The sequence below is a fragment of the Myxococcus sp. RHSTA-1-4 genome (assembly GCF_020037125.1).
GTDB lineage: Bacteria > Myxococcota > Myxococcia > Myxococcales > Myxococcaceae > Myxococcus.
This window is the reverse complement of sequence record NZ_JAIQDG010000013.1, coordinates 80,556-106,437: the sequence shown is the minus strand read 5'-3', so window position 1 is coordinate 106,437 and position 25,882 is coordinate 80,556. Positions and strand designations below refer to the sequence as shown.

Annotated in this window: 24 protein-coding genes; 7 read left to right on the top strand and 17 right to left on the bottom strand. The window is 69.6% G+C overall.

The annotated features are described in order from the left end of the window. Positions 1-43: 43 nt before the first annotated feature. The 3 genes from K8638_RS18970 to K8638_RS18960 form a co-directional block, all read right to left on the bottom strand. Positions 44-988 (bottom strand): NAD-dependent epimerase/dehydratase family protein, encoded by a 945-nt coding sequence (locus K8638_RS18970; protein WP_223755962.1) that lies wholly within the window; start codon positions 986-988, stop codon positions 44-46. A 106-nt stretch (positions 989-1,094) separates the two neighbouring features. Next, positions 1,095-2,054 (bottom strand): UDP-glucuronic acid decarboxylase family protein, encoded by a 960-nt coding sequence (locus K8638_RS18965; protein ID WP_223756073.1) that lies wholly within the window; start codon positions 2,052-2,054, stop codon positions 1,095-1,097. Positions 2,055-2,077: 23 nt separating this feature from the next. Beyond that, on the bottom strand, positions 2,078-2,257 hold the full coding sequence (locus K8638_RS18960) for a ribbon-helix-helix domain-containing protein (protein WP_169348516.1): 180 nt from the start codon (positions 2,255-2,257) through the stop codon (positions 2,078-2,080). Positions 2,258-2,351: 94 nt separating this feature from the next. Between K8638_RS18960 and K8638_RS18955 the strand changes: the two genes are divergently transcribed. Further along, entirely contained in the window at positions 2,352-2,981 is a 630-nt protein-coding gene (locus K8638_RS18955) for a hypothetical protein (RefSeq protein WP_223755961.1), read from the top strand. A gap of 27 nt (positions 2,982-3,008) precedes the next feature. Here K8638_RS18955 and K8638_RS18950 read toward each other — a convergent pair whose 3' ends face one another. The 3 genes from K8638_RS18950 to K8638_RS18940 all read right to left on the bottom strand — a co-directional run bounded on the left by K8638_RS18950 (position 3,009) and on the right by K8638_RS18940 (position 4,865). Beyond that, entirely contained in the window at positions 3,009-3,371 is a 363-nt protein-coding gene (locus tag K8638_RS18950) for a cupin domain-containing protein (RefSeq protein WP_223755960.1), read from the bottom strand. A 27-nt stretch (positions 3,372-3,398) separates the two neighbouring features. Continuing rightward, positions 3,399-4,322, bottom strand: a complete 924-nt coding sequence (locus K8638_RS18945) for an SPOR domain-containing protein (protein ID WP_223755959.1) — start codon at positions 4,320-4,322, stop codon at positions 3,399-3,401. 138 nt (positions 4,323-4,460) lie between these two features. Then, positions 4,461-4,865, bottom strand: a complete 405-nt coding sequence (locus K8638_RS18940; RefSeq protein WP_223755958.1) for an integration host factor subunit beta — start codon at positions 4,863-4,865, stop codon at positions 4,461-4,463. Positions 4,866-5,008: 143 nt separating this feature from the next. Here K8638_RS18940 and K8638_RS18935 point away from each other — a divergent pair, with 143 nt between their 5' ends. Continuing rightward, complete coding sequence (locus K8638_RS18935) at positions 5,009-6,412, top strand: DUF2314 domain-containing protein (protein ID WP_223755957.1); 1,404 nt, start codon at positions 5,009-5,011, stop codon at positions 6,410-6,412. Between the two features lie 10 nt (positions 6,413-6,422). Here K8638_RS18935 and mnmA read toward each other — a convergent pair whose 3' ends face one another. Continuing rightward, a complete protein-coding gene (gene mnmA / locus K8638_RS18930; protein ID WP_223755956.1) occupies positions 6,423-7,469 on the bottom strand; it encodes a tRNA 2-thiouridine(34) synthase MnmA in 1,047 nt (348 codons plus the stop codon). 244 nt (positions 7,470-7,713) lie between these two features. After that, entirely contained in the window at positions 7,714-8,982 is a 1,269-nt protein-coding gene (locus K8638_RS18925) for a CCA tRNA nucleotidyltransferase (protein ID WP_223755955.1), read from the bottom strand. Between the two features lie 259 nt (positions 8,983-9,241). Between K8638_RS18925 and K8638_RS18920 the strand changes: the two genes are divergently transcribed. Together K8638_RS18920 and K8638_RS18915 are read left to right on the top strand one after the other, a co-directional pair. Next, positions 9,242-10,486 carry a cytochrome P450 gene (locus tag K8638_RS18920; protein WP_223755954.1) on the top strand — a complete coding sequence of 415 codons (1,245 nt, stop codon included), beginning with the start codon at positions 9,242-9,244 and terminating at the stop codon, positions 10,484-10,486. Between the two features lie 137 nt (positions 10,487-10,623). Continuing rightward, positions 10,624-12,195 (top strand): B12-binding domain-containing radical SAM protein, encoded by a 1,572-nt coding sequence (locus tag K8638_RS18915; RefSeq protein ID WP_223755953.1) that lies wholly within the window; start codon positions 10,624-10,626, stop codon positions 12,193-12,195. 9 nt (positions 12,196-12,204) lie between these two features. Here K8638_RS18915 and K8638_RS18910 read toward each other — a convergent pair whose 3' ends face one another. Together K8638_RS18910 and K8638_RS18905 are read right to left on the bottom strand one after the other, a co-directional pair. Beyond that, the gene (locus K8638_RS18910; protein WP_223755952.1) at positions 12,205-12,816 is read right to left on the bottom strand and encodes a hypothetical protein; all 612 of its coding nucleotides are present in this window, start codon (positions 12,814-12,816) and stop codon (positions 12,205-12,207) included. Positions 12,817-12,829: 13 nt separating this feature from the next. Beyond that, positions 12,830-17,296, bottom strand: a complete 4,467-nt coding sequence (locus K8638_RS18905) for a hypothetical protein (RefSeq protein ID WP_223755951.1) — start codon at positions 17,294-17,296, stop codon at positions 12,830-12,832. A 286-nt stretch (positions 17,297-17,582) separates the two neighbouring features. Between K8638_RS18905 and K8638_RS18900 the strand changes: the two genes are divergently transcribed. Genes K8638_RS18900 through K8638_RS18890 form a run of 3 tightly spaced genes read left to right on the top strand, consistent with a single transcriptional unit; the run spans position 17,583 to position 20,690 of the window. Continuing rightward, positions 17,583-18,950 (top strand): tetratricopeptide repeat protein, encoded by a 1,368-nt coding sequence (locus K8638_RS18900; protein ID WP_223755950.1) that lies wholly within the window; start codon positions 17,583-17,585, stop codon positions 18,948-18,950. Continuing rightward, positions 18,947-19,678, top strand: a complete 732-nt coding sequence (locus K8638_RS18895; protein ID WP_223755949.1) for a hypothetical protein — start codon at positions 18,947-18,949, stop codon at positions 19,676-19,678. The genes K8638_RS18900 and K8638_RS18895 overlap by 4 nt, the downstream gene beginning before the upstream one ends. A gap of 1 nt (position 19,679) precedes the next feature. Next, positions 19,680-20,690, top strand: coding sequence for a HEAT repeat domain-containing protein (locus K8638_RS18890; protein ID WP_223755948.1), 1,011 nt, complete (start codon positions 19,680-19,682; stop codon positions 20,688-20,690). Between the two features lie 119 nt (positions 20,691-20,809). On the opposite strand, the gene K8638_RS18885 is transcribed toward K8638_RS18890, so the two are convergent. The 7 genes from K8638_RS18885 to K8638_RS18855 all read right to left on the bottom strand — a co-directional run bounded on the left by K8638_RS18885 (position 20,810) and on the right by K8638_RS18855 (position 25,850). Beyond that, positions 20,810-21,910, bottom strand: a complete 1,101-nt coding sequence (locus tag K8638_RS18885; RefSeq protein ID WP_223755947.1) for a hypothetical protein — start codon at positions 21,908-21,910, stop codon at positions 20,810-20,812. 20 nt (positions 21,911-21,930) lie between these two features. Continuing rightward, complete coding sequence (locus tag K8638_RS18880) at positions 21,931-22,698, bottom strand: immunity 49 family protein (protein WP_223755946.1); 768 nt, start codon at positions 22,696-22,698, stop codon at positions 21,931-21,933. Beyond that, positions 22,695-23,312, bottom strand: a complete 618-nt coding sequence (locus tag K8638_RS18875) for an imm11 family protein (RefSeq protein WP_223755945.1) — start codon at positions 23,310-23,312, stop codon at positions 22,695-22,697. Before K8638_RS18875 ends, K8638_RS18880 begins: the two co-directional genes overlap by 4 nt. Before the next feature lie 64 nt (positions 23,313-23,376). After that, positions 23,377-24,411: an AHH domain-containing protein gene (locus K8638_RS18870; RefSeq protein ID WP_223755944.1), complete on the bottom strand. Its 1,035-nt coding sequence runs from the start codon at positions 24,409-24,411 to the stop codon at positions 23,377-23,379. 125 nt (positions 24,412-24,536) lie between these two features. Further along, a complete protein-coding gene (locus K8638_RS18865) occupies positions 24,537-24,887 on the bottom strand; it encodes a DUF2019 domain-containing protein (protein WP_223755943.1) in 351 nt (116 codons plus the stop codon). Between the two features lie 400 nt (positions 24,888-25,287). After that, positions 25,288-25,638: a DUF2019 domain-containing protein gene (locus K8638_RS18860; RefSeq protein WP_223755942.1), complete on the bottom strand. Its 351-nt coding sequence runs from the start codon at positions 25,636-25,638 to the stop codon at positions 25,288-25,290. An 80-nt stretch (positions 25,639-25,718) separates the two neighbouring features. After that, on the bottom strand, positions 25,719-25,850 hold the full coding sequence (locus tag K8638_RS18855) for a transposase (protein ID WP_223755941.1): 132 nt from the start codon (positions 25,848-25,850) through the stop codon (positions 25,719-25,721). Between the last annotated feature and the right edge of the window lie 32 nt (positions 25,851-25,882).

The following is a 25,882-nucleotide window of genomic DNA, read 5'->3' as shown; positions in this document are numbered from 1 at the left end:
CCTGGGCGGAGGCGCGGGGAGACACGGCCGCGTGGACCGGCCCTCAGCCGTGGGCGCGGGCGGGCGAGCCGGCCTTCTGCCGGAAGAACTCGATGGTGCGGCGCAGGCCCTCGCGGATGTCCACGGTGGGCTCCCACCCGAGCACCTTCTTCGCCAGGGCGTTGTCCACGCAGGAGCGCATCTGCTCGCCCGGCTTGGCCGGCGCGTGGGCCACCGCGGCGGTGGAGCCGGCGGCCTCGGCCAGCAGCGCATAGAGGCGGTTGATGTCCGTCTCCACGCCGGTGCCGATGTTGATGGCGCCCACGTAGTCCTTCTCGAAGGCGAGCCGGTTGGCGCGGGCCACGTCCGGACCGAAGACGAAGTCACGCGTCTGCTTGCCCTCGCCGAAGATGGTGCAGCCCTGGCCGGCGATCAGCCGCTGGCTGAAGATGGCCACCACGCCGGCCTCGCCATGCGGGTTCTGCCGGGGGCCGTAGACGTTGGCGTAGCGCAGCGCGACGTAGGGCAGGCCGTACTGGGCGCGGTAGTAGCCCAGGTACAGCTCGCCGGCCGCCTTGGACACGCCGTACGGGGACACCGGCCGCGTCGGGTGGCTCTCCGGCGCGGGGAACACGTCCTGCTCGCCGTAGATGGCGCCGCCGGTGGAGCTGAAGATGACCTTCTTCACCCCGGAGACACGCGCGGCCTCCAGCAGGTTGAGCATGCCGCGGATGTTCACGTCCGCGTCGAAGCCCGGATCATCCACGCTGCGGCGCACGTCCATCTGCGCCGCCAGGTGGCACATCACCTCGGGCTTCTCGGACTTGATGAGCTCCGCGGCCTCGCGGCTGCGGATGTCGTGCACGGCCAGCCGGACGCGCGGGTCCAGGTTCTCCCGCTTGCCGCCGGACAGGTCATCCAGGGCGATGACCTCGTGCCCACCTCGCAGGAACTCATCGCACACGTGCGAGCCGATGAAACCCGCACCACCCGTCACCAGGACTTTCACGCTACCTCCCGCCACCCATCCGTGTGGCCGTAGTGTCTACAGGTCTTGTATCGACCCGTGCTCCCCGCGAATCGCGAGGAGCGTCAATCCATCCGCGGGGCGGAACCTATGACGCGCGCCCCCGCCCGGCAACCTCCCGGAACCAGGCGATGGTCTCCTTCAGCCCCTCTTCCAGGGGGACCTTCGGCTCCCAGCCCAGCAGGGTGCGGGCGCGGGTGATGTCCGGCTGGCGCTGCTTCGGATCATCCTTGGGCAGCGGCTTCTCGATGATCTTCCCGCCGCCGCCGGCCGCCGCGCGCACCGCCTCCGCGAACTGGCGGATGGTCATCTCCCGCGGGTTGCCGATGTTCACCGGGTTCGGCTCGTCCGACAGCATCAGCCGCACCAGCCCGTCCACCAGGTCCTTCACGTAGCAGAACGAGCGCGTCTGGCTGCCGTCGCCGAAGACGGTGAAGTCCTCGCCCTTGAGCGCCTGGCCCACGAAGGCCGGCACCACGCGGCCGTCGTTCAGGCGCATGCGCGGACCATAGGTGTTGAAGATGCGGACGATGCGCACCTGCACGCCGCGGCTGCGGCCGTAGGCGGCCGTGATTGCCTCCGCGTAGCGCTTGGCCTCGTCGTACACCGAGCGCGGGCCGATGGGGTTCACGTTGCCCCAGTAGTCCTCGCGCTGCGGGTGGACGAGCGGATCTCCGTACACCTCGGAGGTGGAGGCCATGAGGAAGACGGCCTTGTGCGCCTCCGCCAGCTTCAGCCCGTTCTCCGTGCCGATGGAGCCCACGCGCAGCGTCTCCAGCGGGAGCTGCGCGTAGTCGATGGGCGACGCGGGCGACGCCATGTTGAACACGTAGTCGATGGGGCCCTTCACGGGGATGCCCTCGACGATGTCTGCCTTCACGAACTCGAAGCCCGGGCGCCCGTTGAGCGTGCGCAGGTTCTCCTCGTTGCCCGTGATGAGGTTGTCCACCGCGACCACCGACGCCGCGCCGTCATCCAGCAGCCGCTCGCACAGGTGCGAGCCCACGAACCCTGCCCCACCGAGGACCACCACCCGCTTGCCACGCATGCTCTTCACGTCACGCCTCTCTCTCACAGCTCGTCGAAGGTCGCCTGACCCGGGAGCTGAGCCTTGTACTTCTCGAGCACCAGATCGATGCCCTGGCGGATGTACTCGGCCACGGGCACCTTCGTCTTCTGGTTCAGCGCCTTGAGGAGCTCGTTCTGCTCCGGAGTGATGTAGATGGTGGTGCTGATCTTCTTTCGGGCCATGGCGATATGTGAAAATATATGAAATGACGTGGCTCGCGAAAGCATCTCGTGAGTGAGGTGTGAGCGCCCCGCTCCACCCCACCGGAGTCCCCTCATGACCTCAGGTAAGCGGCTGTTCTTGTTGGGTTTTCTGGCGGCGGGCGCCCTGTCCGGCTGCGCGGGTGGCAAGGCCTCCGGGCGTGGGGAGGGCGCGGAGGGCGCCCAGGCCCGCAAGGAGGCGGAGGCCGTCCGGCCGGAGCGCTCCGGGAGCGAGCAGGCGACGGAGCAGGACGTCAACGGCGACGGGAAGCCGGACGTCTGGACCTACACCGTGTCGCGGAAGGACGCGAACGGGGCGGAGCAGGAGCACCGGGTGCGCCAGGAGCTGGACCTGAACTGGGACGGCCGCGTGGACCTGACGCGCTACTTCGACGAGAACGGGGACCCGGCGCGCGAGACGCTGGACCTGGACTACGACGGCAAGGTGGACGCCAGCTACTTCTTCGAGAAGGGCGTCAACACGCGCCGCGAGCGGGACGTCAACGGCGACGGGCGCATGGACAGCTTCATCTTCTACGAGCGCGGCGCGCTGGTGCGCAAGGAGCGCGACACCAACACCGACGGCAAGGTGGACTACTGGGAGTACTGGGAGGGCGGCCAGGTGGACCGCATCGGCGAGGACCTGGACGGGGACGGCACCGTGGACAAGTGGACCCGCAACCCCAACAACGCGGCCCGCGAGTAGCACGCGGGCCGCGCGGGACGGCGGTGGCTACGGCTTGCTGGTGCCGGAGCGGCCGTACGCGTCCTCGAGCCGCACCACGTCGTCCAGCTCCGGGGTGCTGACCTCGAGGATGTCGCAGTCGGTCAGCGCCACCATGCGGTGCTTGGTGAGCGGCTTGATGTGGTAGCTCTCGCCGGGGTTCATCTCCTTCTCGATGAGCCCCTGGCCCTCGTCGACGACGAAGAGCAGCTTGCCGTTCTGGACGTGGATGGTCTCGTCCTTCTGGTTGTGGAACTGCAGGCTGAGCTTGTGGCCCTGCTTCACGTGCAGCAGCTTGCCCACGTACCGCTCGGTGTGGGCCCAGATGAGCTCGTGTCCCCAGGGCTTCTCCACCCGCCTCGTCGTCGTCATGATGCTTCCCGTCTTCCTCGCCCCGCTCTAGTTCGTGCCGGCCACGAAGGCGTCGAGCTGGGTCTCACGCTTGAAGTCCGCCAGATACCGGCTGGCCGCATCCCGGGTCGCGAAGCTCCCCATGCGGACGCGGTACCATGTGCCCTTTCCAGGCACCTCGGCCGCCAGGATATAGGGGGCATAGCCCCTGTCGCGCAACCGAGCGGCGAAGCGGTCGGCCTCCTGCCGGTCCTGGAAGGCTGAAAGCTGGAGGGTGAAGGCGCCGCCCTTCACGGCCTGGGCGGGCGGCTGGGCCGCGCGGGCGATGGCCTCCTTCAGCCCTCCGCCCTCCTTGTTGGTGGTGCGTGTAGGGACGGGCGCCACCTCCACCTTGCCCGACACGGGCACCGCCTTCACCGGCTCGGTCTTCTGGGCCACCGCGGGGGCGGCGGCCGGAGCGGGCGCGGGCGCCGGAGCGGGCGCGGTGGGCGCCTCGGCGGCGACGACCTTCTCCGGCTCCTCCTCCTCGGGCTCCTCCGGGGGCAGCTCGCCGGTGTCCGGGTCCGGAGTGGGGGCCAGCGTGGAGCGGCCGGCGACGGCCTTCTCCGCGGCGGGCTCGGCCGGCTTCGGGGGGGCGGGCTTCTCGGCCGGCGCGGGGGCCGGCGCCTTCGCGACGGCCTTGGGGGCGGGCGCGGCGACGGGCTCGGAGGCGGCCTTGCGGGTCAGCTCGTCCTGGAAGGTGAGCGGCGCGTCCTTCTGCACGTTCTGGAGCGCCTCGGCGTTGGCATCGAGCGCGGAGAGCAGGTCCGGAGCGGTGGCGGTCTGCGCGTTTCCCGCCAGCTTCTTGCCGACGACGACTCCCAGCACGAAGACGGCGCCCATGACGACGATGCCGGCAATCAGCAGGCTGACGATCTGCCGGTTGTCCAGGGAGACGTCGAACTTCTCCTTCATCCGGTGGGCGTCACGCATGGCTTGGCAATCCTCGGGCGCGGACGCAGCGGGCAACACGTTTTCCGTGTTGCGGCCTGTAGCGTCGGCATGGAGGGCAAGGTACGCCCCACCCCGGAGCGGGTCAAATTCACGGAAGGAGGCCCGCGGCCCGCGCCTTCAGCCCGTGGCGGGCGTGGCGAACGCCGAAGCCGTGGGCAGCGGTGGAGGCGCCAGCGGGGCGGGCGGCTCGCCGGGTGGGACGAAGGCCTCGGGTGGAGCCTCCGCGGCGGGTGTGGCGGACGGCGCCGCGTTGAGCCGCTCGCGCAGCTCCTTGCCCGCGGCGAAGGACAGCGTCCGGCGCTCCGGCACGGAGACGCTCTGGCCCGTCTTCGGGTTGCGGCCCGTGCGCGCGCGGCGGGTGCGGACGGAGAAGACGCCGAAGCCGCGCAGCTCGATGCGCTTGCCGGCCACGAGTGACTGGCACATGCAGTCGAAGACGGCGTGGACGATGGCCTCCACCTCTCGGCGGGGGACGTGCGGAGCACGCGCCACGATGCGCTCGATGAGCTCACTCCTCGTCATCGCACACCTCACTGGAGGGGACGGGGGACTCTACAGAAGCCGACCCCGCGAGGACAAACCTCCCTCCCCCCGGTGCTAGCGGCGACCCGCGTTGTACCCAGGTGCTAGGGTGCCGCTCCCTCGTGAACGTGAAGGGACACACGATGAAGCTGCACCGGGTGCGGAGCGGGCGGAAGGAACTCTGGTGGGTGGTGGGCGCCGCGCTCTGTGCGCTCCTGATGTCGGGCTGCTCGGCCTCCCGCGCGACGGCCGCCCGGCCCCTGCCCCCGCCGCTTCCGCCGGGCCCGCTCTTCGCCGCGCGCGCCTCGTTCCGCTACGCGCTCATCCATACGCCGAAGCCCGGCGCCCCCGCCCTCCCCTCGCTGGAGGCGCGGCTGCGTGAGCGCTACCCCGCGCTCCGGCTCGCGGGCGAGGCCTCGGACGCGGCGCCGCTGCCCACCGTGCGTGTCACGGAGCAGGCCTTGAAGGACTACCCGCTGCCCGACCAGGGGATGCTGGAGGTCGCCGCGAGGAACCTCGCGCCCGAGGAGCAGGCCCGGCTCGCGGCCTCCGAGCGTGTCACCCTCCTGCACTTCACCACCGAGCCGCCGGCCGTGGAGGCGGTGCGGCAGGCCCAGGCCCTGGCGCTGGAGCTGGCCCGGGACATGGATGCGCTCCTGTGGGACGAGCAGATGGTGGAGCTCTTCTCCGTGAAGGACTGGCACGAGCGCCGGCTGGAGGACTGGAACGGCGGCGAGCCGCTGCTGCCACGCCACTTCAATACCCAGGTCTACTCGGAGTGGGACGGCACCGTGAACCTCATCACCGCGGGCCTGACGACGTTCGGCCTCCCGGAGCTGGGCGTCCAGCAGGTGCCCGCGCCGCTGTCGGGGACCCTGGGGTCGTTCCTCAACATCGTCGCCCAGCTCATGCTGGAGGGCACCGCCGTGCGCGAGGACGGTGCCTTCCCCGTCGCGCTCGACGCGCTGAAGCTCGCCGACTGGCGCGAGGCGCTGAAGCAGCAGGTGCGGCCGGACGCGCGCCAGCGGACGCTCATCGGGCTGCTCCCGGTGGACCCGAACGACGTGGAGGGCCTGCGGATGGTCGAGGTCATCTTCCAGGCGCACCCCGGAGACACGCCCTCGGAGCGCCCCTATGCCGCCGTCGCCGAGCTCTTCGGAGCGCGGAGCGAGATTGTCTCCGCCGACGAGGATGACGCGGAGCTACAGGCCGCCAGCCGCGCCGCCCGCGAGGCCCTGCTCACGCGCATCAAGCCCCGCTTCCAGGAGGGACTGGAGTCGGAGTCCCGGCTGCTCGTGAAGGCGCCCTTCGACACGTCGGCGGGTGGCATCGAGTGGATGTGGGTCCACGTCACCGGCTGGGAGGGCACCTCGCTCAAGGGCACTCTGGACAGCCAGCCCGCGGACGTACCGGGGCTGAAGGCGGGCGCCCAGGTGACGGTGAGCGAGGAGTCCCTCTTCGACTACCTCCTGCGGCGGGAGGACGGCAGCGTCGAGGGAAACACCACGGAGCGCATCATCCTGGAGCGCGCCGGCAGGACGCCCTGACGGCGCACCTTCAGACGATCCACCCGCCGCCGAGCACGCGGTCCCTGTCGTAGACCACCGCGGCCTGTCCCGGCGTCACGGCGCGCGCGGGGGTGTCCAGCTTCACGGAGACGAGGCCGTGGGGCGAGACGACCACGCGGCCCGGGGCGCCCTGGTGACGGTGGCGGATACGGACCTCCACGGGCTGCTCGGGCGGAGGCGGCGCGTCCACCCAGTGCGGCTGCAGCAGGCCGAAGCTGTCGCGGGCCGTCCCCTCGGCGGGGCCGACGACGACGCGGTGGGTCTCCGGCTCCAGGCGCTGGACGTAGCGCACCTCGCCGCCGCCCAGGTTGAGGCCCTTGCGCTGGCCCACGGTGTAGCGGTGGATGCCCTGGTGCGTGCCGAGCACGTTGCCCTCGGCGTCCACGATGTCGCCCGCGGGCTGCGGCCCGGCGACCTTCTCCACGAAGCCGGCGTAGTCGCCGTCGGGCACGAAGCAGATCTCCATGCTCTCCGGCTTCTGGCTGGTCGTCAGGCCGTGGCGCTCGGCGACGGCGCGGACCTCGGCCTTCGTCATGTGGCCCACGGGGAAGAGGATGTCGCGCAGCTCGTCCTGGCCGAGCGTGAAGAGGAAGTAGCTCTGGTCCTTCGCGGCGTCGACGGCGCGGCGCAGGACGTAGCGGCCGTCCACCTCCTCCACGCGGGCATAGTGGCCGGTGGCGAGCCGGGCCCCGAGCGCACGGGCGCGCTTGAGCAGGAAGTTGAACTTCACGTCGCGGTTGCAGGCGACGCACGGAATGGGCGTGCGGCCGCCGAGGTAGGACTGGACGAACGGGTTGATGACCCGGTCCTGGAAGATCTCCTCGGCGTTGGCCACGTAGAAGGGAATCCCCAGCGTCTGGGCCACGGCGCGCGCGTCATCGATGTCATCCGGGCTGCAGCAGCTCCCGCACTTCGCGTTGCCCTCGTAGGACCAGACGCGCAGGGTGATGCCGATGACCTCATGGCCCTGCTCCTTGAGCAGGGCGGCCGCGGCCGAGGAATCCACCCCGCCGCTCATGGCTACGACGACTCGCATGGTGCTCCTTCCTACACGCCTGGGCGTCCCGGCGCACGGGGGAGGACGCCCGAGCGGCCTCTTTCCCGACGTGCGCCCGCGCCTTGACTGCCGCACCTGCTCCGCTTCGGGCCACCCGCGTCGAGAGCCTCGCCCCTCCCCCTCCAGACCGGGCGTGGGCCGGGTGGTGGGCGCCCGCCCCGTGGCGGAACGGACATTCCATTCCGCCAGGGGGGCGTGGGGCCGAGGGCAAGCCTCCCCCTTCTCACCGCCCCGAGCGGGCGTGCCACTCCTCGAGCCGGGCCTTCAGTGTGTCGGCCGTGTTCAGGGCAGGGTCGTCGAGCACGGAGTCCAGGAGGAACCGCGTCGCCTCGCCGACGATGGGGGAAGGCCCCACGCCCAGGGTGGCCATGATGTCGCCTCCCGTGAGCGCCAGCTCCTTCGCGCTCAGCGGAGGCTTCGCGGCGGCGAGCGACTCCAGCCGGGCGAAGAGCGCCTCGACCTCGGGCAGGCGCTCCGGCGCGCGGACCGTGACGCGGGCGCGGGCGACGGCGATGAGGTGCGAGAGCTGCGCGAGCCCCACGCGGGCCAGGAGCCTGCGGAGCGCGGGGTCCGACTCCCCCACCCGCTCCTCCAGCTTCGCGTGCTCCACGAGGAGCGCGACGTGGTCGGCCACCTTGTTGGGGAACTTGAGGCGCAGCCCGATGTCCCGTGCCAGGGGGCGGTCCACGAGGTCCGCGAGGAGCACGGCGAGCCGGACCTCCACCTCGACGGGAGCGGCCTGCACGGCGGCGCGAGCGAGGCGTGCGGCCTCGGGGCTGGCGCGGGCGACCTCGGGGAGGAAGACCTCCAGGAGTCCGGTGTCCGCGAGCAGCACCAGGCCTCCCTCGGCGCGCGGGGACAGGATCAGCTTCGTCAGCTCCTCGCGCACGCGCTCCAGCGCGACCTTGCGGAAGACGCCGAGCGTGGCGGGGATGGCGTCACGGGTGGCGGGGTCCAGCGAGAAGCCGAGCACCGCGGCGAAGCGCACCGCGCGCATGGGACGCAGGCCGTCCTCGGAGAAGCGCTCCTGTGCCGAGCCCACGCACCGGATGAGGTGGGCCTGGAGGTCCGCCTGTCCGCCGAAGGGGTCCACGAGGTCCCGGTCCAGCGGGTTGTAGGCCATGGCGTTGATGGTGAAGTCGCGGCGGGACAGGTCCTTGACGATGTCTCGCTCGAAGGCGACGGAGCTGGGCCGGCGGCCGTCGAGGTAGTCGCCCTCGGAGCGGAAGGTGGTGACCTCCACGTGGGTGCCGCCCTGCACGACGGTGACGGTGCCGTGCTGGATGCCGGTGGGGATGACCTTGCGGAAGGCGCGCTGGACCTCCTCGGGCAGCGCGCTGGTGGCCACGTCGAAGTCCTTCGGGTGGACCTTGCGCACCATGTCCCGGACGCAGCCGCCCACGAGGTACACGGCATGGCCCAGCTCGCGCAGCCGGGCGATGACGTCCAGCACGGGCCGGGGGATGTCTGCGTTGTGGAGGTTGGCGATCATCGGCTACGCGTTGTACCGAGGGGCACCCGGCAATCCAAGCCCGGTGCTTGCATCCTGGTCGCGTACTCAAAGGCCCCCCCTGGGCAGCGCGGCGCGGCCTGGCCCCTGGCCCGAAGGCCAGGCGCTCCTCGTCCGCGGGTGAGAGGCCTGGGAAGGGCCGGGCGAGCCCGGTGGCGCATGGACGGATGATGCGCACATGCGGTGAGATTCACGGCTGCCTCGCAGCGCCCGCCGTGAACCCCGACCGCACGAGCCCCTCATGCGCAAGCCCTCCGCCCCTTCTCCTCTCGGTGCCGAGTACACCCCCCTGGTCTCGCCGCAGCTGGAAAACCCCCACCCGTTCTACGCGCGGGCCCGGCGTGAGGAGCCGGTCTTCTACAGCCCGGTGCTGAGCGCCTGGGTGGTGACGCGCTACGAGGACGTCAGCACCGTGCTGGCGAATCCCGGCCGGTTCTCCTCCGCCGACTCCATCACCGTGGGCGCCGACAAGCTCCCGCCCGAGGTGCTCCAGGTCCTGGGCCAGGGGCTTCCGCCGCTCCCGAGCCTCGTCGACAACGATCCTCCGGCGCACACCCGCTTCCGCGGACTGGTCAGCAAGGCCTTCACCGGGCGCCGTGTCGCGGAGAAGGAGCCGCTCATCCGCGCCCTCGCCGAAGCGCTCGTCGACGGCTTCGAGCGGGAGGGCCGCGCCGACCTGTTCGCGAGGTTCGCCCACCCGCTGCCCTCGCGAGTCATCGCCGGAATCTTCGGGATTCCCCTCGAGGACATCCACCGGTTCCAGCAGTGGTCCGAGGACTTGAGCGCGGTGCTCGCGGCGAATGGCTCCGTCGAGACGCTGGTCCGGTGCGCGCATGGCGTGCTGGACTTCCAGCGGTATCTCGTCCAGGCGCTCGACGAGCGGAGCGCCGCGCCCCGGGAGGACCTGCTGACCGACGTCGTCACCGGGGCCCGGGAGCTCGACGTCAGACCGACCCAGGCGGAGCTGGTGGGGATGCTGACGCAGACCCTCTTCGCGGGCCATGAGACGACGGCGGGGCTCATCGCCGGGGCCATGGAATTGCTGCTCCGCAACCCCGAGGCGCTGAAGGCACTCCGGTCCGACCCGGGCCTCCTGCCCGGCGCCATCGAGGAGGCCCTCCGGATGACGTCCCCCGTGACGGCGATGTTCCGCACCACGACGGAGGAGGTGGAGCTCGGCGGCGTGCGCCTGCCCAAGGGCGCCCACGTCCGCATCGCGTTCGCCTCGGCCAACCGCGACGAGTCCCGGTTCCCGGAGCCCGACCGCTTCGACCTTCGCCGCGATGGGGCCCGCAAGCACCTCGCCTTCGGCCAGGGCATCCACTTCTGCATCGGGGCGCAGCTCGCGCGCCTCGAAGCGAGCATCGCGGTGGAAGTCCTGACCCGTCGCCTTCCGAACCTCCGGCTGGCGCCGGACCCGAAGCCCGTCCTGCTGCGAAGCGTGACCATCCGGAGGCTCGGGCGTCTCGATGTGGAGTGGAGTTAGGTCGCCCCGTTCAGGCTGGCCGTGATCGTCCAGCTCCACACACATTCCATGGGCATCCCGCCGGAGGAGTAACACGTCGAGGAGCGCCGGGTGTTGGATGAGGGACCCGCTCACGAGTCCACTGATAGGGGCATGCGATGCGCGCTCTACTGATCCACCCGGAGTTTCGTTCGGCTTCCTTCTGGAACTACCGCGAGACCTGCGGCCTCCTCGATGCCCGGTATCCCGCGGCGCCCCTGGGGCTCTGCACGGTGGCGGCACTGCTACCGCGCGACTGGGAGCTGCGGCTCGTGGACCGCAATGTCGAGCAACTCGACGAGGCGACGCTGGCATGGGCCGACATCGTCTTGATTGGCGCCATGCTGCCGCAGCAGCGCGACTGCCTGGACCTCATCCGGCGGGCACGCGCGCTGGGCAAACGGGTCGTGGTCGGCGGACCTGACCCCACCAGCAGCCCGCACGTCTACAGGGAGGCGAGCCACCTCGTGCTGGGCGAGGGAGAGGTCACCGTTCCCCAGTTCCTGGCGGACCTGGCGCGGGGAGAAGCGAAGCCCGTGTACCAGGACGCCGCCAAGGCGGATGTCTCTCAGTCCCCTGTGCCCCGCTTCGACCTGCTGCGGTTCAACCTCTACAACCACGTGGGCATCCAGTTCTGCCGGGGCTGCCCCTTCAACTGCGAGTTCTGCGACATCATCGAGCTCTATGGGCGCAGGCCGCGCGCCAAGACGCCCGAGCAGATCCTCCAGGAATTGCAGACGCTCTACGACCTGGGCTACCGGGGCCATGTCGACCTGGTCGATGACAACTTCATCGGCAACAAGAAGCTCGTGAAGGAATTGCTGCCGAGGATGAAGGTGTGGCTGGAGGAGCGGAACTGGCCGTTCGAGTTCACCACGGAGGCCTCCATCAACCTGGCGGATGACCCGGCGCTCCTGGAGATGATGCGGGACGTGGGCTTCTTCGCCATCTTCGTGGGCATCGAGAGCCCGGACGAGAAGACGCTGACGGCGATGCAGAAGCGCCAGAACACGCGGCGACCCATCGTCGAGAGCATCCAGAAGATCTACCAGCACGGCATCTTCGTGAACGCGGGCTTCATCATCGGCTTCGACAGTGAGCAGGGCAGCGTCGCCCGGGGCATCATCGAGTGCATCGAAGAGGCGGCCGTTCCCGCCAGCATGGTGGGCCTGCTCTACGCGCTGCCGAACACCCAGCTCACCCGGCGGCTCACCGCGGAGGGACGGCTGCACGCGAACCACGACCTCCAGCCGGAGGGAGAGAGCGACCAGTGCACGGCGGGAATCAACTTCGCACCGCGCCGGCCCCGGGCGGACATCCTCGGCGACTACCTGAAAGTGGTGGAGTCCGTCTACGCACCCGAGCGGTACTTCGAGCGCGTCCTGCGCGCCGGGCAACAGCTCGACTCACGCCACCGCCGGTACCGGCCGTCGCTCGGGAAGCAGCTCAAGGAGTTCCGCGGCTTCCTGCGGCTCGTGAAGAAGCTGAGCCTGAAGGAGTCCACGAGGAAGCCCTTCTGGAAGGCGCTCCTCGGGGCGCTCGCGTCCAACCCGGGCTCCATCCGGTACACGGTGTCGATGATGGCCCTGTACCTCCACTTCGGCCCGTTCTCGGAGTTCGTCTCCCGGAAGATCCGCCAGGCCATCGAGGAGGAGCAGCGCAGCCCCTCCCGGGTCGCCAGCGCGGCCTGAGCCCCGTCCCTAGGTGGGGATGGACGTTCCCGCGAGGGGCTTCGGAAGCCGGAGCCCCTCCTCGAAGAAGGAGACGTCCGGCACCGAGGCACGGACCTCATCGAGCGAGGCACGCTCCCCGTTCTCGACGTCCTGTACCTCCAGCAGCTTCCCCTCCCCGTCGTACTCGAAGGAGTACTTCAGGTCCTCGGGAGACTCCCAGTAGTACTTGGCAATCCGAGACACCTTCCTGCTTGCGTCGGCCGACAGCTCCATCCACTCGCACCGGGCCTCGTCCTGGAGGATGGTGGTGACCTCCGACAGCTCGCCCGTCGCCGTGAAGACATGCACGGCCTTCCAGACGAAGCCCTTCGTCCGGGAGAGCTGCCGGTGCGTCACGAAGGGGACCTGGCCATGCCGCTGGGCATGTTCCGTCTTGAGGGTGTTGTCCTGGGTCACGTCGAAGTAGTCGACGCGCCGCAGCTTCCCCTCTTCGTACTGCTCCACCTTCTCCAGGCGCTCCGCTGAACCATAGAACGCCTTGGAGTACCTCCGGGCCTTCTGGGCCTTCTCGGCGGGGACCTCCCGCTCGGAATCGACCAGGAACCCTTCGTAGTACTTCACACGGCTGTCTGTGCTCATCGGAAGCACTCCATCAGAAGGTGACGGACGGGTACATGTCCATCTTGCTGGACCTTCTCATGATGGAGAAGTCCACGGGGAAGTCCGGGGGGAGGCCCATGGCCTTGAGGACGTCCTCCTTGAAATCCTTGGTGAAGGTCCGCTCCGAGCTCCCCATGCCGTCATAGGCCCGCTCCCCACCCAGGCGGGGGAAGTTGTACATGGGGACGAAGCCCTTCTCGATGTGCCTGTCGAGCTCCTTCAAGTTATTGCGGGACTTCTTCGACGTGGGGTCCTTGAAGTTCGCCTCCATGGCATCCCGGCTTCGCTGCGCGAAGGCATCGAACACCTCGTCCGACACGAAGATCGCCACATCCACGTCCTTCGCCTCGGGCGTCCGCAAGGAAGAGCCCTGGATGACCATGGAGCCTTCGGGCAGGCCATACCTCTCACTGAGCTCCTTGATCTTCTGCTGGAACTCCGCCAGCTGCTCCTTGCTCTCGAACTTGTACGGGAAGCCGCGAGGCTCGATCTCGGTCTTCCAGTTCGTCATCTGCTGCTGCAGATCCTCGGCGCTCGGCACCGGCTTGTTCTTGGACTTCTTGATGGCGCCGACCTCCAGGAAGTCGGCGATCTGCTGGTCATTGAGCCCCAGCGAGCGACCGTGGTTGGCGACCTGCGCCACCTCTTCCGCCGAGTAGGTATTCCGGATGCCCTCGGACAGGGACTCGTACTTGAGCGGTGCGCTGTTGTGGGTCCGTGGGGTGACGTCGTCCTCCATCGCCACGTAGCCCCGGCCCGCCGTGAGCGAGTTGACCTGGGACTCATGGGTGCGGAGCTGGTTCTCCACGCTGGAGATGCGGCGCTCCAGGTCCGCGCGCTGCGCGGCCGTCTGTGGCGTGTTGGCGCCCGTCGCGCCCCTGATATCACCGTCGATCTGCGCCTGCGTGGCCTGCAGGCTCTTGAGGATGTTGTTGAGCTTCTGCACCTCCAGGCGTGACTCGAAGCCCTGACTGCCGTAGCCCGGCATGCCGGTGATGGCCTGCTTCACCTTGTCAATGAGCTGACGCACCTTCCCGGCGGCGCCCTCGTACCGCTGGAGCGCACGGGCCGTCTCCATGTGCGCTTCGATGTCCGCGCGCGTCGCATCCGGCCCCGCCTCGATGCGCACCCTTCCGCCGTCGTAGCGCACGTGCGTGGTGCGCCCGGGCAGGTCCGGGTTCCTCACCACCGGCACGGGGCGGCGCCCCGTGGTGGAGTCCGTGTCGCGCGGTGCCTCCGTGGCCCCTGGAGTGCCCGGCCGCTCCGTGCGCGAAGTCCCATTGTCCCGCGGCGTCACCGGCACGAGCTGCCCCGTGGCCGGATTCACCCGGTACTCGGTGGGCGGAGGCCGGTTCGCGTCTCCAGACGGCCGCTCCGTCCCGGGACTGCTGTCGCCCGCCGTCGACGTGTCCCCCGGCCTCCCCGAGGGCTTGTTCGTCCCACCCGTCGAGGCGCTGCCCGTCGAGCCATGGGTGCCGCTCGAGCCACGACTCCCGCTGGAGCCGCTGCTGCCGGAGGGGCCGTCACTGCCTCCGCGCCGCCTGCCGGGGCCGAGGCTGACCGTGGTGCCACCGTTGCCGCTGCCGCCCTCCGCCGTCACGTCGCGGTGCCGCGCGTTGACGTCGAAGTCCACCACGCCGAGCTTCGCCCCCAGCCCCAGCTCGCGATCCTTGAACGAGCCCGTGGTGACCTGCGCCTCCACCTTCACGTCGTCGAAGGCGTTCTCGAACTTCCCATCCAGCAGCTTCGTCGTGACGTTCTGCACCTCGTCACCGCTCAGCCCGCTGATCTCCGCCGTGAAGAAGTGGCCCTGGTTGCCCAGGTCCACCGAGCCCTCCACGGAGATGCTCGTCTCCGCCGGCCCGGCGAACATCGCGGTGGCCGGGCTCGCGAGGAACGCCAGCACGTCCTTGCCGTCCAGCTTGCTGGCATCCAGCGGCAGCCGCGTCTCCAGGCTCACCGTGCCGGAGACGTCCCCACCGACGTTGAAGCCCAGCTTGCCCTTGAGCCCCGTGGCCACTCCGGCGGCGCCCGAGCCCTCGATTTCCGTCGTCCGCACCAGGTGCGTCGGCTTGCCCTTGTCGAACTCCACCCGGTAGCTCGACGTCGCCCCCAGGCTGGCGGACAGCTCCGCGCCGCCAGGGCCGAACTTCGCGCCGAGGCCCGCCTCGGCCTCCACTCCGACGTTCACCTCCATCGCCGACAGGTGCTGCGCGAGGAACTTGTGATCCTCACCGCCGGACGCCAGCGCCGCGGGTCCCTTGCCCAGGATGATGGCCGCCTTCGCCGCCTCCTCGGGCGTGTCGAACTTGAACTCCATGCGGCCGCCCGCCGACACGGACGCCGAGCCCACCAGACCCACGCCCACGTCGCCCGTCACCTCCGCGGAGAGCTGGTACTTGCCGTCCGCGGTGCGCTCGATTTCGGCCTCGCCCTGGATGCCCGCCTTGAGCCCGACCTTGACGTCCAGGTTGCCGCTCAGCGTGAGCGTGTCGCCCGCGCTGTTGAGCTTCTTGATTTCGTCCGTCAGCTCCTTCTCCAGCGGCGCCGTCAGCTGGTCGATGGCGGCGTCCACCGGCGCGAGCACCACGTCCTTGGCGAAGCCCAGCGCGTCCGAGGCGACATCGCCGGCGAAGTTCGCCAGGTCCGACAGGCCCTCGGTGACGAAGTCCTTGGCGTCCTCGTACCAGGGAAGCTGACGCTCCTTGTCCAGCTCCTTCGGCTCCTTGCCCGGCACTGGCTTGCCGTCCGCGCCCGTCTCGAAGCCGACGTGGTCGTACTTCCACCGGTTGCCGCCCGCCTCCTGGAGGCTCTTCACCTCCGTGGGCTGGTACGACATCTTCGTCTGGCCGTTGGCGTCGACCGTGCCCGAGCCCTGCAACACCGTCTGGGTGCGGTTGGCGTAGCCATCGTCGAACTTGGAGCCGTCCGGGTCATACCCCGTCACGACGCTGCGCGCGGTGACGTTGCCCGGCGTCTTCGAGGAGATGGCGGGGAGGTTGTCGGTGACGACGGCGTCCCTGGGGCCGCGGGTGACCTCCTGCTGGGCGCGCGCCACCTGCACGCCGTTGCCATTCTTGTCCGAGGGCATCGCCTGGACGGACACCGACTCCGTCTTCTGCTTGGAGGTGGCGGGCTCGCCCTTCGCGTTGAAGCGCGTCTCCTCGGTGATGGTGAGGCTGGACTCGCCTGGCTTGAGGCCGTGGGGCCCGTTGTGGGTCTTGTGGTGGTCCTCGCCCTTGGAGGCGTTCTGCAGGGCCGTGTTCTGGCCGGACTCGAAGGAGCCCACCTTAGCGGCGTCGTAGCCGGGGGTGTGGATCTCCGTCGTCTTCAGCTGCTTCGTCGGGATGCCCTGCGCGTTGAACTGCGTCTCCGTCTTCATCGACGCGGGGCCCTGGGGCACGCCCTGCCGCTGCGCCAGCGCCGCGGGCGGCTTCTCCATCCGCACCTCTTCGGAGCGGGTCATGGGCACGGGCGGCGAGCGGCGGGCGTCGTACTGCGTGTTGCTGGAGGTGGTGGTGAGGCCCGTCTCCGGGTGCTTCTCCGTCTGCGTCTTGCGGGATTCGAGGCTGGTGGGATGACCCTTCGCGTCCGACGTCTTCGTCCACGCCGTCTCGCGCGTGCCGCCCGACTGCGTCTTCTCCTTCACCTGCACCGTGGACGTATAGCTGCCGTCCGGCTTGAGGGTGACGGTGTTGCCGCTGTCCTTGTCGGACAGCACCGTGTCGCCGGTGGTGACGTCCTTCTTCACCTGGTACTTCGCGCCGGAGGACGGGTCCGTGTACGTCTTGCCGTCCTGCACCTTGCGCGCGTCGGCGATGTCCTTCGCGTCGAGCGCGTCGAGCGACTCGGGCGGCTTCTCTCCCGCCTGGGGCTTGTACGCGGGCTCCGTCCCGGGCGCGGTGGTGCCCAGCAGCTTCTCCAGCTCCGCCTTGCGGTGCGAGCCATCGAAGGCGGAGACAAGCTCGTTCTTCTTCGGCTTGACGGCGTCGATGTCCTTCTGGGTGAAGGGCTGCGGCTTCTTCTCCTGGGTGGCGACGGTGTTCGCCTGGCCCATGGCCTCTTCGGCCTTCTTCGCCGTCAGGGCCACCTTCTCCTCGGCGGCCTGCAAGGCCCTGTCCGCGGTGGCGTACTTGTCCGCGGCCTGCTTCAGGGCCTTGTCGGCGGCGGCGGCGTCAGCCTTCGACTTCGCGGCGGCCTCGGGCGTCTGGCCCGGCTTCTGCGCGGCCTTCTGGGCATCCGCGGCGGCCTTCTGGGCGGCGGCCTGCTGCTGACGCGCGGCTTCAGCGGCGCGCCTGGCGGCCTCCGCGGCCTTGCGGGCGGCCTCCGCCGCGGCACGCGCGGCCTCGGCGGCACGGCGGGCAGCTTCCGCCCGTGCAGCCTCCGCACGTCGCGCGGCCTCGGCCGCTGCATTTGCTCCTGAAGCCCCGGAACTACCGCTGGTGGGTGCCAGACCCATGGAACGCTCCCCCGCAAGGAATGCGTCTTGATTATCGCGAGGGAGGTCAAAAAGTTCCCAGGGGTTTTATTGGACTCCATGCCTGTGTGCTGACGTCTGCGGAAATGGAGTCAAACGCTACCGGCGGACCGAATCCTTGCAGGCTCTTTGAAGTTATACGGGGGAGGGGCCTCCAGGTTTGTCGGGCATCGAATAGAGTGCCCCCTCAGGCCGGGGGAGGAGCACATCCGTGGGCAGTCCGGGGAGGGGCATCGCTGGAGACTCGCGCGGAGCGTGGCCCCACCACGTGACGCTCGCCGTCGTCCTGGCGCTCACCGGCGCGGTGCTCGCCACCGCCCTCCCCGCGGGCTTCATCTTCGACGACGCGGCGGATGTGGAGCACAACCCCGTGGCCACCCCCGCCGGCTTCGCCCCGCATCTGGCGCGCACCGTCCGCCCATTGCTCAAGGCGAGCTACGCGCTCGGGGTGGCGCTGCATGGCCCGGAGGCTCCGGCCCACCGAGCGGTGAACCTAGGCCTGCACCTGGCCGCCACCACGCTCGTCTTCCTCCTCCTGCGGCGCTGGCTCGCCTCGCACCGCCCGGATGATGGGAACGCCGCCATGCCTGCCCTCGCCGGCGCGGCGCTCTGGGCGTTGCACCCGCTGGCGTGCGACACCGTGATTCCCATCTCCGGCCGCTCCATGGGACTGTCCTCGGTGCTGCTCCTCGGCGCGCTGCTGGCCGTCACGGGCGAGCGGCCCCCTCGTGCCGCGGGAATGGTGGCCGGCGCCATGCTCGCCCTCCTGGCCCCCCTGGCTCGGGAAACGGCGCTGGTGCTCCCGCTGCTGCTCGCGTGGTGGCACGCCACGCTCGGGCCGCGTGAGCCCTGGCGCGGCGCCCTGCGCCGCCACGCTCCCGTCTGGGCGGGGACGCTCGCCTCGGCGCTGCTCGTCTTCCTGCTGCCGAGGCACCGGGAGTTGGTCTCCTTCAGCATCGCTTCGCGTGAGCCGCTCGAGGCGCTCCGGGGCAACGTCCACGCGCTGTCCTCCATGCTCCGCCTCTGGGCGGCGCCGTGGGAGCTGAGCATCGACCCGGCCCGCCCCCGTGAGTGGGGCTGGCTGGCCACGCCGACGCTGCTGCGCGGGGCGGTCCTCGCCACCATGGGCCTCGTGGCACTCATGGCCCGCCGCCGGGCGCCCCACCTCGCGTTCGCCCTGGGCTGGGTGCTGCTCGCGCTCGCGCCCGCCAACTCGCTCATCTGGCGCCTGGACCCGGTCGGCATCCGGCCGCTGTATCTGGCATCGCTCGCCCCCGCCCTGCTCGCCAGCCTCGTGCTGCTGCGCGCCCGGCCCACCCCGCTTCGTGCGGCCGCCTGGGGCCTCGCGCTCGCGCTGGCTGCCTCGCTGGGGGCCCTCACCACCTCGCGCGCCGCGCTCTACCGGTCCCCGGTGGCGCTGTGGAAGGACGCGGTGGAGAAGGCGCCTCTCCGGGCCCGCGCGCACGCGAACCTGGGCACTGCCTATCTCGCGGAGGAGCGGCTCGAAGACGCCGAGCGCTCCCTCACCCGCGCACTGGACCTGGAGCCCTGGAACACCTCGGCCCGGTGTGGACTCGTCGCGCTGCGGATCCGCCGTGGCGCCACCTCGATGGACAACAGGGAGCTGACGGAATGAGGGACTCGAGAAGGACCGGCCGCTGGCTGGGGGCGGCGCTGGTGGCGCTGCTCCTGACGGGAGCCGGAGAGGCCTGGGCGAAGGAGTGCAACAACTGTTGCCAGCTCCCGTGCGTGGAGGCGGCCATCCACACCGCGCAGGAGATGCGCAAGCTCTACGCCAGGCTGAAGGACACGAAGGGCCTCTCCCAAGACGCGTACGCGAAAGCGGTGGATCAGGAGCGGGCCCGGCTCGGGAGTGAGTGGTTCGCGTCCGTCGGGAGCCTGCCGCAGTGTCAGTTCGACCTGCCCGGGCCGGACGACCAGATGGAGATCCGCCGGCTGATGCGCGTGGGCTGGGGCGTGGAGCACCGGAAGGGGGACCTGGCCTTCAACATCTCCGTCGCCACCGACATGGAGTCGTGCTCCCTGCGCGAGGACCAGATGGCGCTGTTCAAGGAGATCGCCTCGTGCACGGAGATCGCCGGCGCGACCGAGGTACATGAGCGCAAGCACCTGGAGCAGTGCGCGGGGCGGAAGAAGGGCCAGAAGGACTCGACGAAGGTGCAGGCCACGCATGAGGTGGAGGCCTACGACGTGGAGCTGGCCCACCTGCGCAAGCTGCGCCAGTCGCTCGAGTCCGCGTGCATGCGGCGGTCGTGCAAGCAGGACGTGTCGGACAAGGATGCCAAGGCGCTGGGCCAGGGCCTCCAGCTCATGCGAGCCATCCAGGGAAAGGCGGGGCGGTGAGATGAGAACCCTCGTGATGAGTCTGGGGCTGATGTCGCTGCTGGCCGCTCCGGTGGCGCGGGCCAGCAGCGGGTTGCAGATCCGCGTGCCCACGGGCGCGAAGGCCGGGGACGTGACGGCGCTGGAGGCCGCATGCGCGAACCCGGGCGCGCAGGCGTGCGCGGAGGCGATGGAGGGCTATGCCGCCTTCGCGGAGCGGGAGCTGCTGCGCATCGCCGAGAGTGGAAAGCCCGAGTACAAGCCGCTGGCCCGGACGGCCGCCGCGCTCCCCTACCCCTCGCTGAAGGCCGCCGCGGCCGCGGCGCTGGGAAACCTCCAGCCGGATGCGGCCGACACGCCGCTGCTGACGGAGCTGCTCAACCACCCCGTGCCGAAGGTACGGCACGCGGCACTGCGCGCGCTGGGGGCCAGCTATGACGAGAAGGCGAGCCCCCTGATGGAGCGCGCGCAGGGCGATCAGGGCGAGGGCTCCACGCCGGACACCGCCCCCACGGAGAAGACGCTCCAGGTTCCGCTTCCGCCGGGCGCGAGCTACCTCTACTTCGCCAGCACCCCGGCACAGGGGCGCGCGGACTTCACCACGAGCGAGTCCCTGGACAAGGTGGGGGCGTTCTACTCGGGCCGCTTCGGGGCCGGGCTGACGCTGAAGCAGTTCGAGAAGCAGTTCGCCCGCGGCGACGAAGGCAGCGAGCAGCCGGATGAGCAGCAGATCGCCGAGTTCATGAAGCTCCAGCAGGAGGCGAACGAGGCGATGATGGCCGCGATGAAAGCGGGCAAGTCTCCCGAGGAGGCCGCCGCCGAGATGCAGCGCAGGTTCATGGCGCTCGCGCCGTTCGACACCGGCAGCTTCATGGCGGCGTTCGATCGGCCCGAGCTCTTCGGCTCCGTGCGCGTGTTCGTGGCCGAGAAGGCCCCCAGGAGCGGCAAGCCCGTGCGCCTGTGTGTCGTGTACAAGGACCTCGCGCTCGGCAAGACAGGCATCAGCGTGCTCACGCCTCCGCCCGGACAGTAGCGAGTCGGGACGGACTCCTGGCCGTCTCTTCGCCTCTCAGGCGCACGCGCGGCTCTCGGGCCTCGCGTGCGCCTCGGGACTGGAGACGGACACAGGGCGTGCCCACAAAAGCACATGGCTCAGGAGGCCCTGCGCACCGTGCTTCCGGGGCGGTCGCTCCGGACGACGAGAGCCGAGGCGACCTCTCCCGAGTCCGAACTGGACCAGACGAGCACCTCGTTGCCCCGGGCGTACCCGCGAGCGAAGGAACGCGCGGCGGCGGCAATCGCGATGGCTCCGCTCGCCGCTCCCGTGTCACCCAGGGACGTCGCGGGGCAGCGAGGCGTGACCGGCAGGTCGTGTCTGCCCGACATGCGAACGAGCGCATTTCCCCATTCTCGCGCCCGGGCCTCCTGTCCGTTCAGGTCGCCATAAGCGTCCGCGACGCCCCTGCGCCCCTCCAGGGTGCGAGCCAGGACACCCGCCAGGGCCTGCCCCGAACTGTGGCGCCGGCGCTCCCGGCTGTCAGGCTCCCTTCCGACGTGGACGGCCTCGATGAAGGCATCCACCCGGGCGCCACGGCGGCGCGCCTCGCTCTCGCCCTCCAGCAGGAGGGCCCCGGCGGCCTGCCCCGGCATCAGCCCCACGGGACGTTGAGGTGTCTTGAGCATCTCCCGCTGCGCCAACCACATGACGTCGTCCTCGCCCACGAGGCTGTCCAGGGCCAGGACGAGCACGCGCTTCAACCGGCCCTCCTGAAGCTCCTGCCGGGCCTCGTGGACAGCCTCCAGCACCGAGGCATGGCCGGACATGAAGCGGCGTCCCCGCCCGGCGGTGGCGGGCAGCCCCGTCTCTTCCAGGACGGCGGGAACGAGCCGCTCTTCCAGCAGCTCCTCGAAGAGGGCCCCCAGGTCCTCCAGGCGCGGACGCGACAGGCAGGGGAAGATCGCCGTCGATGCCCAGAAGGCCCTGTCCCGCCGGTCCAACCCGGCATACCGGACGAGGTCATCCAAGGCATGCGCCGCCATGAGGGTGTAGAGCCCGAGCCCCTCGAACCCGCTCGTGACGCCCTGGAGCGGATGTCCCACGACGCGCGCCACGCCTTCCTCTTCGTCCTCCGAGTAGACCTCGAAGCGCAGCGGCGACGGGCGCACCAGCCCGGCGCGGAGCGCCGCGCAGGAGGAGATGACGTCATCCCCCAACGTGCTGAGCATTCCCAAGCCGGTGATGGCCAGGCGCATGACCGAGTCCTGTTCTCCGCTCAGCCCATGACGGGCGAAGGCAGCATCCGCGTGAGGTCCCGCAGAATGGCCGCGGGAACGAAGTCGTAGCGGCCCTGGGTCTTCAGCCCCCGGAGCCGGGCCACCTTGACGAGCGCGGCCCCCTCGATGAACACATGGGCCTCCGTGCGGTCATGGTAGGGGTCCACGGGACGGGTCTCCCGCGCCTGCTCGATGGCGACACGCCAGTCATCCGTCAGCGTCCGCAACGCCTCGTCGAAGGCCCGTGCATCCGCGCGGAGCACGGCATCGACGGCATGCAGGCGGGCCGTGCCCACCTCCTCCAGCAGCTCCGCCAGCCGGCGCGCGTCTGTCGGCTCCACCTGCCCGTCCATGAGCGAGGGGAGGAGCTTGAAGAAGAGGAAGTCCTCTTCCTCCTCCACGTCGGACCACCACGCCGCCGGCATGGCCCCGTCCACTTCCCGGGCCAGGTCCCAGGCGCCGATGCAGAGCGCGTCCAGCAGGGGCACGCCCCGGCTGCGCGCCAGGAACGAGCGCTCCTTCTCCACGCCCGGCTCCCGCGTGCGCAGCAGCATCAGGTACGTCTCCGCGCTGCTGAAGAGGTTCTCGGTGAACTCCCGCACGTCGTGGTGGGCCAGCAGGTGGCCGCAGCCGATGCGACGGTAGAGCTGACAGAGCTCCAGCAGCCGCGAGGGCTCCGCCGCGTCCGCGTCCGCGAGCTGTCCCAGGTGCCGCACCAGCAGGCTCCCCAGGTTGCGGAGGGTGAGCTCGAGGCCCTTGATGCTCATGTGAGGAACTCGCCCAGCGGCAGCGTCACCAGCCCGCCGTCCATGTCCCGGGACTTGAGCGCGTCCAGCAGGTCCGAGCGGATGAGCTTCACGTCCGGCTCCTCGGCCAGCCGGAACAGCTTCGCGTCCGCCGGGATGTGCTCCTCCCGAACCTGGAGCTTCCGGATGGTGGAGATCTCCTTCACCCCGGGCGTGCTCACGGCCTCTCCCGTGAACAGGCTGTAGTCGGCGCGGTCGAAGTCGAAGCAGGGCACCTTCAACAGCGGGTTGATGAGGAAGTACTTCTCCGGCCGGACCTTGCCCTTCTTGTCCTTGAGCACGAACGGCAGGTACTCGGCCTGCTCGCGCGTGACGCCCTCGGCCAGGAAGAGGTCGCACACCCGCTCCGTGGCGAGCAGGAGGCGGGACGTCGTGTAGATGAAATCCGTGAAGCGGGGACCGGACTTCGAGGAGAGGGCCACCTCCGTGGTCGGCGGGAAGTCCATGCCGATGGGCACTCCCCGGCGGACCCGGATGGGCGTGGGAAGGTGACGCGCGGAGAACGGCTCGGTCGCGGCGATCTCCGGGCCCGGATAATGCGGCAGCGTGAAGTACGAGAATCGGGTCTGGGTCATCGTGGGCTACATCCCATGGTCAGCGAAGAATCTGGAAGCCGGGCCAGCCATCCCGCGCGGCGCTCTAGAGAGATACCTTCCCGGCGATGATTTGTTGATACATCGTCTCAGACAGCTCTTCCAACCGCTGCTTCAGACGAGCCCCGGCCTTCTTCTCGGCTTCGTGCGCCTCGTCCTCGCTCATCGCGAGCTCCTGGTCCATCTCCTCGGCGATCTTCTGAACCTTGATCTCGACCTGGTCCGAGTACGCGTCATGCCCCGTCGCGCCCCAGGGGCAGTGAGGCGGGAGGCCGAGAATGTCGGCGATGGTGACGTCATCCGGCAGCAGGATGACGTTCCCTTCGTTGTGGACGTTCCACTTCGCCTCCATCAGGGCCGAAAGGCGCCGATGGAAGGGGGTCTGCGCGTCGGGCAGGCGCAGGACGCCATTGCGCAGCGTCGTGTCCGGGACGATGTGGTGGTGCTCGTGGTCATACGGGTACCACGCACCCAGCCGTGCAAGATCGTGGTCCGGCGCGAAGCCCACGGGCGCCACCCCTCGCAACTGGGCCTTCAGGTTCCCCGCCATTCCCAGATACTGGGCATTGATGAAGCGCGACTCCAGCGTGTGTCCAACATCCCAGGCCTTCTCGTTCACGGCGAGCCGCTTGAAGGCATCCGCGAACGCGCCAAGGTACTTGTTCAGCAGCGCGCTCAGGCCCGTCTTCCGCATGGCCTCGACCTGCTTCATCGTCACGAACCACCGGTGATGGACGCGACCGGGGGGCGTCTCCCCGCTGGCCTTGGCCGCCGAGCGCTGCTGGGACAGGTCGCTCAGCTTCTTCTCCGCCGCCTGCTGGTGGGCCTTGATGGCCTCTTCGTATTGCTGCTTGAGCGCATCCTGATTGCCTCGGACCTTCTCGACCTTGGCGGGGTCCGGCTTGTACTTCGCGGCGCGTGCACCCTTCGACACCTTGAAGCTGTTGTTCTGGTAGTGGCAGGGGTGCGACTGCCAGTCCCCCTTGGGGATGTAGTGCTTCCAGATGCAGCCGCTCTCCTTGGGCTTCTTCTCGTGCTCCCGCTTGAGTTCGGGCTGCGTCTTGTAGTGCTTCGCGGCCATTGTGCCCCCTGGCAGTCTCGCAGGCCCGGAATGCTAGCACTCCGCCCCCTTCAAGTGGCCCAGCACGTCCGAGCGCGGCAGCCGGGCCCCGGGACGGGGTGGTCGCGGACGGCGGTCGCGTAGAATCATGCCGGATCCAAGGCCCAGGTGCCTTCCTCCCAGCGCTTCAAAGCCTGCTGCGCACCGAAGGGGATCATTCCTTCTCCCCTTGCAGCCTCCTCCAAGACAGCCTTCGCCTCCGCAGTCCGATGCCGGAGAAGATGCGCGGCGGCCATCACTCGCACGTCCATGCGTGGGTGCTTGAGGAGCACGGCGAGAGCATCGCGCCCTGCGTCGCCATGCGCCCGTAGCTTGTCAAACGCGGCGCCGTAGTTCCTGGCGTGCCTGTTCCCGATCTTGGCGTCGCCTCTCCAGATGGCATCGGTCTGCGCAGCAACGTTCTCGGCGAACTGTTCGACGAGATCCTCCAGCTTCATTACCGCCCCCCCTGTTTCCGAGCGAACTGGTTGATGGGGCTCACGGGAACTTGAGCGTACCCTCGCGCCACGCCTTGAGGGCGTACTCGGCTGGTGCCCGGACTGGTCCTGGACGGGCCGCAAGCTCCACCAGAACAGGTTCCCCCCTGCTCTGGTGCGAACCCAAGCGCGTGTGCCGCCACGCATGAGCGGACGTTCTCGTTCTCGCTCTTCAACAGCGGGAGGAGATGGGAGGCCGCCGCGCGCCTGCGGAGTTCACGGTAGGCGCTTGCAATCCTGTCGTGGGCCCGAGTGGCAGCACGATGATTCGCAGCGACCAGCTCCTGTCCGTACGCTACCGCCGCCTGTTCGTACTCTTGGACGAGTTCATCGACGCTCGCCCCTTGGAGGTCGCGCAGCGTCATGCTGGGTCCAAGGCCCAAGTGCCGTTCTCCCAGTTCTTCAACACCTGGGCAGCCTCGAACGCGGCGAGCCCCTCCCCCTTCGCAGCTGCTTCCAACACCGCCTTGGATTCTGCGGTCCGGTGGCGGAGCAGGCATGCGGCAGCTCCGACCCTCACATCCATGCGAGGATGCTCCAACAGCACTGCGAGAGCATCCCGCCCGGCGTCTCCAGCGGAGCGCAGTTTCTTGAAAGCAGCGATGTAACGATCAGCGTGCTCATCTCCGGTGCTGGCATCCCCGCGAAAGATCGCATCGGTCTGTGCGGCTACGTTTCGGGCGAACTCCCCAACAAGCTCCTCAATGGTCATCGCCAGATTCCCTTCTTGATGTTCTCGATGCCCTCTCTGCCGCCGCCATGTGGCGCTGGCGCTACGGACCCTGTGTGACGTCAGAGTTGGCGCCAGCGCTTCACGGCGGCTGTTCCGATCTCGAACTGCTTGGCAACTTCGTCAATCGTCAGTCCACGCTCGCACGCAGCAAGAACGCGCTCGCGCAGGTCAGCCGAATAGGGTCGGGGCATGTCGCACCTCCGATTCGCATCCAACCATACAG